Genomic DNA, 14,617 nt, shown 5'->3' with positions numbered 1-14,617 from the left:
CGCCGCGGCATGGCCAGCCCCGACAAGAAGGCCTTCGCGTTGCGGGTGGACCCGGCGCTGTGGGCACAAATCGAACGCTTGGCAGCACAGGAGCTGCGCTCGGCCAATGCGCAGGTCGAAGTGCTGCTGCGCGAGGCGCTGGCGCGGCGCGGCATCAAGCCGGCTGCCAGCCCGGCGCCGCGGCGAGGGCGGCCACCCAACGAGCCGGGCGACACCGGCCAAGGGTAGACGCGCTCACGTCGAGACGGCTATATCCGGCCCATAAAGAACAGCACGAGCACGATCAGCAAAACCAGGCCGATCCCTCCCGTTGGCCCATAGCCCCAGCCGCGGCTATGGGGCCACGCCGGGATGGCGCCGAGCAGAAGAAGGATCAGCACGACGAGCAGAATGGCACCTAGACTCATGGCGGTCTCCTTGGTAGTTGGGGCTCACGATTCAACGGCGCTGAAGCGCCTTGAACCTGTGCCGACTCTCCTCGCAAGGCCGATCCGCAGGTGTAGGACTTGACCGCGCAACCGGCTAGCCCGATGCCGGCTCAGGACTTGCGCCATCGCACGGCCGCGCTCAGGTCTCCAGCCGACCCTTCAACGCGGCATGGTCGGCCGCCAGCGGCGTCACGCTGGCCGCAGCCGCCAGCGCGCCCAGCGCCTGCCGGCGCAGCGCCTCGCCATCCACCGGCTTCAGTGCCACCAGCCAGGCGGCCGCCTCGGCCCAGGCCAGCCGCGCCGGGCGACCCAGGCTGGGGTCATCGAACAGCGGCTGCAGCCGGGCCAGGGCCTCACGCAGTTGCGCTTGCGCGCCGGGCTTGTGAAGCTCGGCCAGCAGGGCGCCGTACACCGCTTGCAGGGCACTCCAGCGCAGTTCGGCCGTGGGATTGGGCGCGGTGCCGGGCGACGCCTTCCACGCGGCCAGGCCCTGCTCGACCACTGCCAGCGCCTGCCCAGGCCGGCCATTGCGCCAGAGCGCGAGACCATGCTGGGCGGCCAGCGTCCGCGGCAACTGGACCCATTTGCTCTGCGGGCCCTCCTGCCGGGCCAGGCGCTCGTTCTCGGTCCAGGCCAGGGTCGAGGCCTCGAGCGCTGCGGCCCATTCGCCACGGCGCAGTTGCACAAGCGACAGGGTATTGGCCTCTTGCAGCAGGCCATCGTGCCAGGCGATGTTGGCGGGCTCGGCCTCGACATTGGCGCGGCGCAACGGCATCGCGGCCTGCAGCTGGGCCAGCGCGTCGTCGAGCCGGTCCAGGCGCAGCAGCGTCAGCGCGCGGGATGCCAGAGCGACGCCGAGCTGGTGGCGGAGGTAGACCTCGGTCTTCATCTCGCCGGGTGCGGCGCGACGGTCGCTCTCGGCATGCATGGCGGTGTCGGCCAGCAGTTCGCGGTAGACCGGCTCGGCCTTGGCGTACAGGGCCAGGGCTTCGTCAAGCTGGCCTGCCGCGCTCAGCGTCTGCCCGAGGCTCAGGGTGGTGTTGGCCAGCTCCACGCCCAGGGCTGCGCGGCCCAGCACGTCGTCCCTGGCAAACGGGCGTGCCTGTTCAAGGCGCTGGAGGATGAGCCGGCTGTTGGTCACCGCACGCTCGCGCTGGCCGGTGTTGCGCAGCCGAACCGACTGCACCTGCAGCGCGCGGGCATGCCACTGCGCAAAACGCCAGTCGTGATGCTGGCTGGCCCACAGGCGCTCGCCCAGCTCGACGGCGCGCTGGGCCATCGCGTCGGTCTGGGCACCGAGTTCGGCCGTGCCAGTGGTGTCATTGCCCAACAACTCGGCGCGGCGGGCGAGGATGGCGGCGCTGAGCGCCTGCAGGTCGCCATCGGGCTGTTCGCCCTGCACCAGGGGGTCGAGCGCGGCGAGGGTCTGTGCCAGCAGCGCATCCTGGGCCTTGCTGCCGCCGGGCAGGTAGGCGATCGCATCGCCGAAGCGGAACACCAGATCGGCCGTGATGCCCTTGACCGCCGTCAGCCGCAACTCGGCCGCCGCGCGCGCTTGGCCGGCCACGTGTGCCTGCCAGGACGCCGCCGCCAGGCCCCCGGCCAGAGCCAGCACGACGCCCAGACCCAAGGCCACCGGCAGGCGGTTGCGCCGCACGAACTTGGACAACAAGTAGCCGCGGCTGGGCGCGCGGGCGCTGACCGGGTAGCCCGCAAGCGTGGCGCGCAGGTCGGCGGCGAACTGCTCGACGCTGGCATAGCGGCGGCCCACGTCCTTCTCCAGCGCCTTGAGCAGGATGTTGTCGAGATCGCCCTTGAGGCGCTGCCGGGTGATCAGCCAGGCCTGAGCATCGGGCGCCGCAGCGTCGGGGCTGCTCAGCTGCGAGGGACGGGTCGGCGCTTCGTCGAGCACCGCGCGCGCGGCCTCGGCGGGGCCGCGCGCATTGCGGCCGTAAGGACGCTGGCCAGTCAGCAATTGGTAGAGCAGCACGCCCAGCGAGTAGACATCGGTACCCGTGCCCACCGGCTCGGCGCGCACCTGCTCGGGGCTGGCGTAGTTGGGCGTGAAGGGGCGGACGGCGCCAAGGGTGCTGTCGTTCCCTTGCGCCTCGGCCGGGTCGAGCGCCTTGGCGATGCCGAAGTCGAGCAGCTTGACCTGTCCGTCGTACGTGACGAGCACGTTGCCGGGCTTGAGGTCGCGGTGCACGAGCAGGTTGCGGTGAGCGTGGGCAACGGCGTCGGCCAGTTGCAGGAAGAGCGCGAGGCGCGCGTCGATGGGCCGTGAGCGCGCCGCCTCATCGATGGGCAGGCCATCGATGAACTCCATGACGAAATAGGGCAGCCCGTCGGCGCTGAGACCGGCGTCGAAGAGCTGGGCGATGTGCGGGTGATGCAGCCGCGCCAACGCCTGGCGCTCCTGCGCGAAGCGCTGCAGCACGGCGTCGCTGTCCATGCCCCGCTTGATCACCTTGATGGCCGCGCGGCCCTCGAAGCTGCCGTCAGCGCGACGCGCCTCGTACACCTCGCCCATGCCGCCGCTGCCGATGCTGCGCACGACGGCCCAGGCACCGAAACGCTCGCCGTCGCGGGACAGGCTGGCGGCCACGCTCTCGGCGATGGGCCGCGATAGCAGCGGATCGCCGTCGGTGTGGTCGGCGTGATGGGCGAGCAGCGAGTGCAGCTCGGCCTTCATCGCGGCGCTCACGGGCAGCGCGTCGACATGCGCCGCACGCTCGGCCGCAGGCAGCGCCACCGCCTCATCGAAGAGGCTTCGCAGGGCGGCCCAGTCGGCGGGCGTGGGGGTGGGGGTGGTCATCGGCGGGCTCGGGGTGGGCGGTGGCGACGCGACTGTAGTGACGCACCGGCATGCGGGGGAGCGGGGGAACCGCCCCCCGTGCCATCACTGCTTGACGAGGCCGCTGCACTGCGCAAGCGACTTGACCGGTCGCGGCATGCGGTGGCTGGCGTCGGCGCTGTACGACGCCGGCACGTTCAGCGCCGCGTTGGCCGGCTGGTAGGCCAGCGTCACCCAGGTTTGTTCACCGGCGGTGAAGTAGTCCTGCGCCTGCACCGCCACGCTCTCGCCAAAGGTGACGATGACGTCGTCCTCGTCGCCGGCGAGGCGGGTCGTCACGTCAACATTGCCGCTCACCAGGTGGAAGACGCCGCTGCTCGACACGTCCAGCGTGCAGCTGCTGCTCGTGTAGTGGCCGACGAGTGCCGCCGACATGTCGGCCGCGGTGGCGCCGTTCAGCGTCGCGACGTTGGCGCCGCCTGCGCTGGTCGGGTTGGGGTTGCTCAGCCAGCACTCCACCCGGTCCGTGGCCGTGGTGAAGCCGGTGCCGCCCTGGCGCGCCACGCCTTGCGCCATCACACCCTTGACGAGGGTGAGCTGGGCGTAGCGGTCGTTCGGCACATCGCTGGCCTGGACCCGCGTGAGGCTGACGACATTGAGGATGAGGTCGCCCACGTCGCCGTTGACGGCGGCCTGCAGGCTGCGTCCACCGGCCGAGACGGTCAGCATGCCGTCCTTGGCCACGGCAATGCTGCACGAGGTGGTCTCCTGCGTCGCCTGGCCCGGCGTGAAGACGCGCCCGAGCTGGCCCTGCCAGGTGCCGATGGCCGGCGCGACGTCTGCGGCCATCGCCTGCCCCTTGGGCGTGAGCACGATGGCGTGCGGCGCCGGTGGCGTGGGATCGGTGCCCGTCAGCGCGGGCGGCAAGCGGTAGATGCCATTGGTTGCGGCGCTGAAGTCGGCGATCAGGTCGATGTAGGTCTTGTGGCTGGCAAGCGCGGCGGCCATGACACTGTCCAGCAGCGCGTCCGTGGAATCGCCCGGCTTGGCGTCGAACACGCCGGTGAAGGGGTCGAACGGCCCGGTGGGCAGCACGTAGCTGCCGGCCGTGAGGGTGGCAATCAGCTGGGTGAGCGCTCCGGCGGTGTCGAGCCGGGTGCCCGCCGGTGCGGCGGCCAGGCCCGCAAACCAGGTCGCGGGCGGCATGCCGGCAGCGCGCGCAATGGTCAGGTCGGTGAGGGTGGTGATGTTCACGCGCCCGGCGGCCACGGCAATGCTGTGCAGCGAAAGCGCATTCGGCACGCCGCCCACCTTGCCACCCGACACCTGCAGTGCGCAGGGCAGCGTGTTGGCCGGCACGTCGACGGTCCAGGTGCCGGTGGCGCTGGTCGGCAGCGAGACCGTGGCCGGCCCGCTGGTACAGGTGGCCGTGACCGTGCCGCCAACGACGGGCGCGCCGCTCGCAGCCACGCCGGTCAATGTGGCCTTGACAACCGCCGGGGCAGGCGCAGGCGCGGGCGCAGGGGCTGGGGCGGGTGCAGGCGCGGGGACGGGCGCAGGCGCTGTTGCGACCGGTGCAGGAGCCGGTACTGCGGGCGCCGTGGTGCCGCCACCCCCGCAGCCGGCCAAGGTGGCAACGGCCACGGTGGCCGCCGCGATCACGAGGCCACGCAGGCCGTGGGGAGTTGGGCAAGGGGTCGATGTCATGGTGGAGTCCGGTGGGAGGGGTGGCACCCCTCGCCGATTCGAGGGGCATGCCGGGGTACGCAGCGTGGCGCGGCCAAAAGGCTCATCGGGCTTGAAAACAGGCACGCATGAACCGAGCAATCCTTCGCAGGCATGTCGCGGCGCCGCGCGCAAAATGCGCGGCGCCATGACCGCTATGACTGCCCTGTCCGCTTCGAACCCCGCCGCCGCCGATGTCACCGAGTGGCTGCGCCGGCTCGACACGGACGCGGCCGGCGCGTCGAACCAGCTCTTCGAGCTGCTCTACGGCGAGCTGCACCGCATCGCGCGCGCGCACATGGGCCGCGAGGCGAACGCGCACACACTGAGCCCGACGGTGCTCACGCACGAGGCCTGGTTCCGCATGGCCGAGCAGACGCGCACGCAATGGTCCAACCGCGCGCATTTCCTGTCGGTGGCCTCGACCATGATGCGGCGCATCCTGGTGAACCACGCGCTGGCCAAGCGTACCGAGAAGCGAGAGGCGCAGCTGGTGTCGCTGTCGATCACCGGCGCACCGGAAATCGGCGTGCAGGCCGAGCCCGACGTGGTGGCCGTGCACGAGGCCATCCTGGCCCTCGAAGCCGTCGACCCGCGCGCGGCCAAGGTGGTGGAGCTGAAGTTCTTCGGCGGGCTCGAAAACGACGAGATCGCGCAGGCGCTCGATCTGTCGCTCGCCACCGTCAAGCGCGACTGGGCGCTGGCACGGGCCTGGCTGCGCCGCGAACTGGGCGCCGCACCGCTGGCCTGACGCGAGGGCGGAGGTTCACCTGGCGCTCTTCAACCGCTGCACCAGCGCATCCCGCGCGCTGCCGATCATGGGCAGGTAGGCCCGCTCGAAGCTGGCCTCGTCGAGCGTGACCGCGGCAGTCGCATTGCTGGTGCCACGCGAGCGGCCACCGGTCAGCAGCGCCAGGCCCATCGACAGCGCGTTGCTCGTGTTGTCTGACTTGCGCGACTCGTCGGTGGTGGTGTCGACGAGCGTGAAGCCTTCAGTCGCGCCCTGAACCAGGCGGTCGACGTAGAAGGCGCCGTTGACGCCGCTGCGCGACGTCGTGCGGAAGATGCGCTGCCCCTCCTGCGACACGATCTGCAGCTGGGTCTCGTTGGGGTAGAGCACCGGGCCGGCCTCGATGGAGGACTGTGAGCGACGCGCGATATTTGCCAGGAAGCCCTTGCTGCCGGAGGCGGTGCCGAAGCTCGCAAAGAAGTGCAGGCGCACGAAATGCAGGTCAAGCGCCTGCGCCACCGCGCTGGCCTTTGCACCGTTGGCACCGTCCAGCGCGGTGATGCGGTCGCTCAGCGTGCCGCGGCCTCCCGCCGTCTGGAAGAAGGCCGGCATGCCGGTGGGCGCGAAGATCTTGGAGACGGCGCCCGTGTCGTCGATGACGTAGGGCGCCGGCTTGCCCATGCGGGCCTCGACTTCGGCGTACTCGGGGCGCGCGCGAACCGTGTCCATGCCGACGACCTCAAAGCCGGCAGCGGTCAGCGCCTCGACGGTGTCGCGGTAGACGCGGTCGGTCAGCGCCTGCATCGCCGCATCCGGCACGCCGCGCAGTTCGGCCTGCACCGAGGTGCTGTTGCCCCCGCCGCTGCCGCTCGCCTTCAGCGTGGTGACGAATTCGATCCCGAACTGGTCGATGGCGACACGGCGCGCACCCTTGATGGCCGCGCCGTTGTCGCTGCCGACGGAGACCGTCGGCGCAGCAGTTTGCGCGGCGGCTGGCGGCACGCCAGCCAGGAGGGTGAGCGTGGCAAGGAGCAGCGGGGCGAGCAGTCGGCACATGGCGGTCTTTCGTGGCAGGGCTGAAACCTTCGGTTCGTCGAAGGGGACAACCTGGTACGCAAGACGGTCAGGTGAAAAGGCTCATCCCCACCACCCGTCAGCCCGCCTGCGCGGCTGGATACGACGCCGCCGTGACCGGCGAGACCAGGGACCAACCCATCGCCTTGTACAGAGCGGCGCCCGACTCCGTGGCCACCAACACGCCTTGCCTTGCCTCCAGATCGAGCGCGATGCTTGACAAGATGGTCATGATGCGTCGCCCCAGCCCCTTCCTCCTGTGGGCCTCGGCCGTGACGATTTGATCGAAGGTGGCGAACGGACCCTCGATCGCCACCTGGCCGCCGGCCGCGATTTCTCCTGAACCTGCGATCAGCCTGGCAAACGCGACCTCTCCCACCTTGTCGGTCTGCATGCGATAGCCCTCAGGGGTGGTGGCGTCGCCGCCCCTGAGATTGGTGCTCATCAGAAACTCGGGTTCGTGAAACTGCCAATGATGGGAGAGCAAGGGAGACACGCTTTCACGTGGTGCGCAGATCTTCAGCCAGCTGCCGGGGCCGGTCTCGGTGACAAGTTCTTGCAGGAGATGTCGATCAAGGGCGGGAAGAACATAGCGAGTCGTCTGCCCGGGCTTTCCGACCGAAATCTGAAAGCAGCCAGAGCGCCTGACCGGCGCTGGCGTGCGTCGCGAAATCGCCCAGCCGCAGGCCCAGGCACGAGCAGCGACCGCGGGATCGAGCGCGCCGGCGTTGCGGTCACCCTCGAAGTTGATGGATGAAGGGATCATCTGTGCAGTTCAGAAATGAAGGGCATCTGCATCGGCGGCCATGGCATCGGCAATCAGCCTCATGTCATGGTCGCTGACGGCAAACAGTCCGAAACGGAACGAATAGCCCCAGCGCGCGCGGTCCTGCACGAACTCGAAGCGGTCGATCAGCGGGGCGATGGGCGCTTCGCGTGCGGGCACATAGTCCACGTCCTTGCGGAAGGGGACGAAACCGCCACCCATGTCAAAGGCGTAGGGCTCGCCGGGCCTGACCAGCCCGAGCGACACAAAGGCCTGCAGCTTGTCGCTGCCGCCCATGGTGACCGTGGGCGCGTAGTAGGCCACGCGGTCACCGGGCCTCACGCGCCGCAACGGCGCGACCTTGCCATGGCACACCTGCATATAGCCTGCGCCGCGTTCCGCGCAGCCTCGGCGTGCGTGGGTGGCGCTGGCCACGGCAATCCAGTTGCCGCGCGGCGCGGCCATGCCGGCCTGTGCCGATTCCTCCCACAGGGTGGCGTTTTTCATCGGAGCGCCTCGTGCGCAAGTTGGGAATCGCCATGATGGCGGGACGTCGCGACAACGGCTTGTCAGCAGAAGGCACCCCGCCAGCCGGTGAGTCCTGCCCACGCCGATCGCGAGCGGGCAACGGAGTTCAGCAACGCGGCAACGGGCATAGTCCTGGCTCTTCCCTTGCCTTGAAGCCGATGACCCCGCCTCTCGCCGCCCGCGGCTCCTGCTACTGTGGCGCCGTCTCCGTCACGGTCCCATCGCCTTTGCGCCGCCCGGACAACTGCCACTGCGGCGAATGCCGCCGCCTGAGCGGTGCGGCATTCACTACGTGGATCACAGCGCCGCGCGATCAGGTCGTCGTGAACAACCCTGAGGGGCTGTCGGTGTTCTGCCCCACGCCCAACCTGCAGCGCTCGTTCTGCAAGACGTGCGGATCGCATGTCTTCACTGCGGACGCGCGGCTGCCAAGGGCCTATGGATTCCCCGCGGGGGTCTTTGAGGGCGAGCCCATCGAGCCGCCGGGCGAGGACTACTTTCTCGATGACAAGGCCCGTTGGTGTCGGCGTTCTTTACACCCAGAAAGCTGACCGCAAGCAAATCACTGCCACAGCAGGGTTTTCTCTGATGGCACGATGCTTGCTAATTCGTCCAGGTCTTTCTTTGGGAGTAAGTAACTATGTTGAAGTCTCTTGCCTTGGCCTCTGTGCTGTCCCTGGGCAGCCTCGCGGCTCAGGCCACCCCCTTCGTGTTGGGCACCGGCACGCTGGGCGCAATCACGGTCAACAGCGGCAACGTCGCTGTCGTGCCGAGCCTGGTGAACGACACTTTCACGTTCTCGCTCGCGTCGGCTTCGAGCGTGCAGAGCAATGTGACGACGATCTTCGGCAGCCTGTCGCCGGCCTTCTACAGCATCGTCAGCACCGGCGCCGATCACGTCGTGGGCGGCACTGACGACACCGTCATCACCGGCTTTGCCTTCACGTCCACGTCGACCGGGCACTTCACGAACCTGAGCGCCGGCAACTATTACTTCAACGTGTTCGCGTTGGCTAACCAGGCGCCGTCGGCCTACGCGATTTCGGCTTCGGCCACCGCGATGCCGGTGCCGGAACCTGAAACCTACGCCATGCTGGCAGCAGGCCTGGGCGTCATGGGTTTTGTTGCTTCGCGCCGCCGTCGCGATCTGTAATTGAATTGATTTCCGGGTCACTCAGACAGTGATCCGCCGAAGTCCCGAAGTCCGTAAAGCCCTGGCCTCAAGCGCCAGGGCTTTTTTCGTGGGGCGGCCATGCCGTCAACTGACTGCGCCGCGCGTGTTCACGTACAGCGCATAGAGCGAATGCGTGCTCGCCATGAAGAGGCGGTTGCCCTTGGCGCCGCCGAAGCAGAGATTGGCGCAGCGCTCGGGCAGGTGGATATGCGCCAGCGGCTTGCCCATGGGGCCGTAGACGCGCACACCGTCCAGCACCGCCGCATCAGCATCCGCGCTGCCGTCACTGCCAAAGCCACACCAGAGATTGCCTTGCACATCGACGGCCATGCCGTCGAAAGCCCCCGGGCACCCCGGGTCGATCAGCAGCCGCTTGTTGCTCAAGGACACGCCATCCACGTCATAGGCCCAGATCAACCGATGCGGCTGGGCGCGGCTTTCGATGACGTAGAGGGTCTTGCCGTCAGGGCTGAAGGCCAGGCCGTTCGGGCCCTTGAGGTCGTCGATCTGCAGTGTCAGCTCGCCGGTCACGCCGTCGATGCGGTAGACGGCCGGCGTCAATTCAGACTCGGCCTTCTCGCCCTCGAAGTCGCTGGCGATGCCGAACAGCGGGTCGCTGAACCACAGGCTGCCGTCGCCCGGATGGCAGGTGATGTCGTTGGGCGAGTTCAAGCGCTTGGCCGTATAGCGGTCGGCCAGCACCGTGATGCAGCCGTCGTACTCGGTGCGCGTGATGCGGCGCGTCAGGTGCTCGCAGCTGACGAGGCGCCCCTGGCGGTCGCGCACGTGGCCGTTGGCGTTGTTGCTGGGGTTGCGGAACTCGCTGATGGCGCCGGTGGTCTCGTCCCAGCGCAGGATGCGGTTGTTGGGGATGTCGGAGACGAGCAGGTAGCGCCCGTCGCCAAACCAGACCGGCCCCTCGGCCCAGGCCAGGCCGGTGGCCAGTTGCTCGACGCTCGCAGGGAAGAGGCGCAGCGGCAGGAAGGCGTCGTCCAGCACCTCGATGGCCGGGTCGGGCCGGCGGGCGTTGGGCGTGAAGGGGATCTTCATTGGTCTTCCGGCGCCTTCTCGAAGGGGCCGTGGATGACGAACTGGCCGCCCTGGCAGCGCACCTCGGGCCGGCTCGGGTCGACATAGGGCTGGGCCGCCTCGACCTCGGCGCGCCAGGGCTCGGAGCTGTCCTGGGGCTTGAAACCGATGTGGTTGGACGCGCTGTTGTCCCACCAGGTCGAGCGGTTGTCGCTCATGCCGTAAATGATGCTGTGGCCGACGACGGGCGCGCTCAGTGCGGCGACGAGGAGGCGCTCCAGGTCGTCAAAGCTCAGCCAGCTCGACAGCATGCGGCGGTCCGTCGGCACGGGCCAGCTGGAACCGATGCGCACCGACACCGTCTCCAGGCCGTGGCGGTCGAAATAGAACTGGGCCAGGTCCTCGCCAAAGGCCTTGGACAGCCCGTAGTAGCTGTCCGGCCGCGGCGCGGCCCTTGGCGTCAACGTCTCGCCCTGGCTGTAGAAGCCGGTCACGTGGTTGGAGCTGGCGAAGATGATGCGCTTCACGCCGCGCTGGCGGGCCGACTCGTAGACGTTGTAGGCGCCGACGATATTGGCCGGCAGCACCACGTCGAAGGGTTTCTCGATCGACACGCCGCCGAAGTGCAGCACGGCGTCGACATCCTTCAGCAGTGACTGCATGGCAGCCAGATCTTCGAGCGGCGCCTGCACGACTTCCTCGCCCTCGCCGGCGGGGTCCATGGGTGCGAGGTCCGACAGCCGCAGCACGTCGCAGTAATGCTTCATGCGCGGCCGCAGCACGCGGCCGAGGTTGCCGGCGGCGCCGGTCAGCAGCAGGCGCTTGAAGCGCGGGGCGGAGAGAGGGTTCATTTCAGGGCGATGCGTGTGGATTGCGGGCAGAGCGCGGGCCTCTCCCAAGCCGGCCCGCTTTGGGCTTAGACGAGCGGCTCACTCATGCGCCGATGCGCAAGGGCGGGCGCAGCCGCGGCGCCGCGTCGGACTGGCGTCGGACCAGCGCGAAATCCATGAGCTCATGCTCGCAGGGCAGAGGCACTCCGGTGCGGCGCGCGCGGATGTGACGCACCAGCAGGTCCACCGCGGCACCGGCCATCTCCATGATGGGCTGGCGCACGGTGGTCAGTTCGGGCCAGATGGTCGTGGCCAGCGGCGCATCGTCGAAGCCGACGACCGTCAGGTCGCTGGGCACGTCCAGGCCCATGCGATGGGCGATGGCGACCGTGGCTGCGGCCATGTCGTCGTTACTGGCGAAGATGGCCGTCGGCCGGCGCTCCTGCGAAAGCAGGAACTCGGCCGCGTCCAGGCCCGAGCGGTAGGTGAACATGCCCTGGGCGACGACCTCCTCCTCCTCGATGTTGAGGCCGGCGTCGGCCATCGCTGCATGGAAGCCGGCCAGGCGGCGGGCGCTGCTGCTCTGGTAGGGGTCGCCGATGATGAAGCCCATGCGGTGGTGGCCCAGGTTCAGCAGGTGCCGCGTCATCTCGTAGGCGGCCTGGTAGTCGTCGATGCCGACGGCGCAGACGGCTTCGGGCGGCACGCCGCTGGACACGACCACGGCCGGCGTGTCGGTCTCGGCCACGAGCTTCAGCAAGGGCTGGGAATCGCAGAAGGGCGGCGGCAGGATGAGGCCGTCGATGCCGTTGGCGATCATCTCGGCCACCGGCTTCTCCTCACCCTCGCGCGCGGCCTCGCAACGCTGCACGACGAGCTGCACATGGCGCAGGCTGGCCTTGTTCAGCAAGCCGATGAGGAATTCATTGAGATAGCCGGCCGTCGGATCGATGTAGAGCATGCCGATCCGAATCGGCTCGGACCCGGCCAGGTGGCGCGCGGCCTGGTTGGGCAGGTAGTTCAGCTCGGCGACGGCGGCCTGCACCTTCTCACGCGTGCCCGGGCGCACGTTCTGCTCCCCGTTGATGACCCGCGACACCGTCATCGGCGACACCCCGGCCAGCGCGGCGACATCGGCGATGGTCGCGACCTTGGGGCTGCGCCCGGAGCGAGCGGTTGGCTTCAAAAGGGTCCCTCGGATGGTGGTGGGTTTGTTTGCGCAATCATATTTGGCTTGGGGACTCTCAGCCGCCGCGCCCCGGCGCGAAGTTGAAGCGCAGCGCTTTGTAGTCGTCCAGCGAGCGCTCGGGGGGCCGCACGCCGGGCGGCAGCGGCAACCCCGAGGCGGACTGGAAATAGGCGAGGCAGGCATCCCGCCACCAGCGAGCCTCGGTCTCCTGCACTGCCAGGTAGGCGGTGACGTCGGCATGGCGGACGGGGTCGATGTCGGCTTGCAGCGTGGCCCAGCGCGCGCGCATGTCGACGACGCTCGCGACGCCACGGTCGTAGCGCGCTACCAATTCGGCCCACAGCGTGCGGCCAGACGCCAGCCGGTAATCCCAGGGCAGGTGGTGGAACCAGAGCAGCCACTCCTCGGGCGTCGTCTCCGGCCGTGCCAGGCGGGCGGCCCAGCCGGGCGCGTACTGGGCCGTCGCGTTGCTGCCGCGCGGCGAGCGGTCGAAACCGATGCCGTCACGGCCGGCGCGGTGGAAGTAGACCGGGTTCCAATCGGCCCGCTCCAGGTTGTCAACCCAGGGCGCCGGGCCATGGTGGTGGCCCGTGCCCATCAGATGGTGCAGGCCCAGAGGCGTCATGTAGTCGACCACCGCCTCGCGCGAAGCCGTCATGATTGAAACGATGCTGTCGACGGCCCCGGGCTTGGCCGTGAAGGTCTGCATGACCCATTCGCGGGCGACGTCGGACGCGCGTAGGTCAGCGTCCCAGGCCAGCCGGCCGAAGGCATACCAGTTGGCGCAGTCAAAGTGGGAGCCGCACCAGTTGCGATCGGTGCCGATGTTGGCCACTCCTGCCATCGCCGTCAGCTGCCCGGCAACCGTCACGCCTGACGGCCGCAAGGTGTCGGTGCGCAGCACCTCCTCGAACAGCGGGCCGAGATAGACCAGGTGCGTCGAGAAGCCGAGGTATTCCTTGGTGATCTGCAGCTCCAGCGCCAGCGGCGTCTTCGGCATGGCGCCGAACAGCGGATGGAAGGGCTCGCGCGGCTGGAAGTCGATGGCGCCGTTCTTGACCTGCACGATGACGTTGGGCGCAAAGCGGCCGTCCAGCGGCTGAAACTCCGCATAGCCCTGCTTCGCGCGGTCACCCGCGTCCGGCGCGTAGACGAAAGCCCGCCACATGACGATGCCGCCGTGCGGCGCCAATGCCTCGGCCAGCATGTTGGCGCCGTCGGCATGGTGGCGGCCATAGTCCTGCGGCCCCGGCTGACCCTCGGAATTGGCCTTGACGAGAAAACCACCGAAGTCGGGGATGCGCCGGTAGATCTCGTCGGTCTTGGCCTGCCACCAGGCGCGCACGGCCGGGTCCAGCGGGTCTGCAGTCTTCAGCCCGCCCAGTTCGACGGGCGCCGAGAAGCGTGCCGACAGGTAGACGCGGATGCCATACGGCCTGAACACATCGGCCAGCGCCGCCGCTTTGGCGAGGAAGGGCGCGGTCAAGGAATCGGCCTTGGCATTGACGTTGTTCAGCACCGTGCCGTTGATGCCCAGCGACGCATTCGCGCGGGCGTAGTCGACGTAGCGCGCATCGAGGATGTCGGGCAGCTTCCACCAGTCCCAGATCGACGCGCCCGCATAGCCGCGCTCGACCGTGCGGTCCAGGCTGTCCCAGTGGTTGAGCAGGCGCAAGCCGAGCTTGGGCGCGGAACGCAGGTCCAGCTTGCCCAGGTCGGCGCCCGTCTGCGCCGCGCGCAGCCAGGCAAAGCTGCCGTAGAGCAGGCCCATGTCGGCGTTGGCCGCGATCAAGGTCACGGCCCGGCCTTGGAGCTTCAGGCTGCGCAGCAGATAGCCCTCGCGGCCCAGCTCGGCCCAGGGCAGGTTCAGCCCGGCCGGCGCGCTGGCCGGCGTGACCAGCAGCAGAGCACCGTCCGCCAGCTGGGCCGACACGGCCGGCTCCCGCCCCGTCAGGCCCGCCACGCCGCGCTTCAATTCCGCAACGGCGGCCTGCAGCGTTGGTGACATCGGCTCGGCAGGGAGGATGCTGCGGGCCCGCGTCAGCACCTCGCTTTGAGTCACGGCTGGCAATGCGCGGTAGCGCTGCCACAGTTCGAAGCCATCCTCCACCGCACTCCATGCGGGTTGCAGCGCGGCCGCCAGCAGCAAGCCGGCCAGGCCTCGGGCCCATGTCTTCATCAGGTCTCCTGTATGGGCCGACCGGGGTCGCAACCCCGGAATCGCGGGAATGTTAGAGATTTCTCGCTTGCGCAATGCAAAATGGTAGCGCTACATTTGAGTCCATAGCAAGCGGTGTCGGAAGGACGCCGCTCAAGACGGAGACCGCATTGAATTCTCATCCCGCCCTAC

General features: G+C 68.9%; 13 protein-coding genes and 1 pseudogene. 4 read left to right on the top strand and 10 right to left on the bottom strand.

Annotated elements, in window-relative coordinates; translation table 11 throughout:
- Window positions 1–9 precede the first annotated feature (9 nt).
- Entirely contained in the window at window positions 10–228 is a 219-nt protein-coding gene (locus tag AC1DW0_RS09860; protein ID WP_056204755.1) for a type II toxin-antitoxin system antitoxin, read from the top strand.
- 20 nt (window positions 229–248) lie between these two features.
- On the opposite strand, the gene AC1DW0_RS09855 is transcribed toward AC1DW0_RS09860, so the two are convergent.
- The 3 genes from AC1DW0_RS09855 to AC1DW0_RS09845 all read right to left on the bottom strand — a co-directional run bounded on the left by AC1DW0_RS09855 (window position 249) and on the right by AC1DW0_RS09845 (window position 4,929).
- Window positions 249–407, bottom strand: a complete 159-nt coding sequence (locus AC1DW0_RS09855; protein ID WP_082533047.1) for a DUF3309 family protein — start codon at window positions 405–407, stop codon at window positions 249–251.
- 160 nt (window positions 408–567) lie between these two features.
- Window positions 568–3,243, bottom strand: a complete 2,676-nt coding sequence (locus tag AC1DW0_RS09850) for a serine/threonine-protein kinase (RefSeq protein WP_457352363.1) — start codon at window positions 3,241–3,243, stop codon at window positions 568–570.
- An 84-nt stretch (window positions 3,244–3,327) separates the two neighbouring features.
- Window positions 3,328–4,929: a hypothetical protein gene (locus AC1DW0_RS09845; protein WP_200955357.1), complete on the bottom strand. Its 1,602-nt coding sequence runs from the start codon at window positions 4,927–4,929 to the stop codon at window positions 3,328–3,330.
- A gap of 166 nt (window positions 4,930–5,095) precedes the next feature.
- Here AC1DW0_RS09845 and AC1DW0_RS09840 point away from each other — a divergent pair, with 166 nt between their 5' ends.
- Window positions 5,096–5,698, top strand: a complete 603-nt coding sequence (locus AC1DW0_RS09840; RefSeq protein WP_162250716.1) for an ECF-type sigma factor — start codon at window positions 5,096–5,098, stop codon at window positions 5,696–5,698.
- 15 nt (window positions 5,699–5,713) lie between these two features.
- Here AC1DW0_RS09840 and AC1DW0_RS09835 read toward each other — a convergent pair whose 3' ends face one another.
- The 3 genes from AC1DW0_RS09835 to AC1DW0_RS09825 all read right to left on the bottom strand — a co-directional run bounded on the left by AC1DW0_RS09835 (window position 5,714) and on the right by AC1DW0_RS09825 (window position 8,024).
- Window positions 5,714–6,733 (bottom strand): hypothetical protein, encoded by a 1,020-nt coding sequence (locus AC1DW0_RS09835; RefSeq protein ID WP_457352366.1) that lies wholly within the window; start codon window positions 6,731–6,733, stop codon window positions 5,714–5,716.
- A 97-nt stretch (window positions 6,734–6,830) separates the two neighbouring features.
- Window positions 6,831–7,517 carry a GNAT family N-acetyltransferase gene (locus tag AC1DW0_RS09830; RefSeq protein ID WP_457352367.1) on the bottom strand — a complete coding sequence of 229 codons (687 nt, stop codon included), beginning with the start codon at window positions 7,515–7,517 and terminating at the stop codon, window positions 6,831–6,833.
- A 9-nt stretch (window positions 7,518–7,526) separates the two neighbouring features.
- A complete protein-coding gene (locus AC1DW0_RS09825) occupies window positions 7,527–8,024 on the bottom strand; it encodes an EVE domain-containing protein (protein ID WP_457352369.1) in 498 nt (165 codons plus the stop codon).
- A gap of 179 nt (window positions 8,025–8,203) precedes the next feature.
- Here AC1DW0_RS09825 and AC1DW0_RS09820 point away from each other — a divergent pair, with 179 nt between their 5' ends.
- Both AC1DW0_RS09820 and AC1DW0_RS09815 read left to right on the top strand, forming a co-directional pair.
- The gene (locus AC1DW0_RS09820; RefSeq protein ID WP_457352371.1) at window positions 8,204–8,596 is read left to right on the top strand and encodes a GFA family protein; all 393 of its coding nucleotides are present in this window, start codon (window positions 8,204–8,206) and stop codon (window positions 8,594–8,596) included.
- A gap of 113 nt (window positions 8,597–8,709) precedes the next feature.
- Window positions 8,710–9,198 (top strand): annotated as a pseudogene (locus AC1DW0_RS09815) (FxDxF family PEP-CTERM protein); the annotation flags it as partial.
- A gap of 105 nt (window positions 9,199–9,303) precedes the next feature.
- On the opposite strand, the gene AC1DW0_RS09810 reads toward AC1DW0_RS09815, so the two are convergent.
- From AC1DW0_RS09810 to AC1DW0_RS09795, 4 genes are all read right to left on the bottom strand, one after another.
- Window positions 9,304–10,269 (bottom strand): SMP-30/gluconolactonase/LRE family protein, encoded by a 966-nt coding sequence (locus AC1DW0_RS09810; RefSeq protein WP_457352372.1) that lies wholly within the window; start codon window positions 10,267–10,269, stop codon window positions 9,304–9,306.
- Window positions 10,266–11,099 carry an NAD-dependent epimerase/dehydratase family protein gene (locus AC1DW0_RS09805; RefSeq protein WP_457352374.1) on the bottom strand — a complete coding sequence of 278 codons (834 nt, stop codon included), beginning with the start codon at window positions 11,097–11,099 and terminating at the stop codon, window positions 10,266–10,268. Before AC1DW0_RS09805 ends, AC1DW0_RS09810 begins: the two co-directional genes overlap by 4 nt.
- A gap of 82 nt (window positions 11,100–11,181) precedes the next feature.
- The gene (locus AC1DW0_RS09800; protein ID WP_056204784.1) at window positions 11,182–12,264 is read right to left on the bottom strand and encodes a LacI family DNA-binding transcriptional regulator; all 1,083 of its coding nucleotides are present in this window, start codon (window positions 12,262–12,264) and stop codon (window positions 11,182–11,184) included.
- 58 nt (window positions 12,265–12,322) lie between these two features.
- Window positions 12,323–14,446: an alpha-glucuronidase family glycosyl hydrolase gene (locus AC1DW0_RS09795; protein WP_477945630.1), complete on the bottom strand. Its 2,124-nt coding sequence runs from the start codon at window positions 14,444–14,446 to the stop codon at window positions 12,323–12,325.
- Between the last annotated feature and the right edge of the window lie 171 nt (window positions 14,447–14,617).

It is taken from the genome of Roseateles sp. P4_D2 (genome assembly GCF_056401875.1).
The sequence above is the reverse complement of the archived record's forward strand: the minus strand, read 5'-3'. Positions and strand labels throughout refer to the sequence as shown.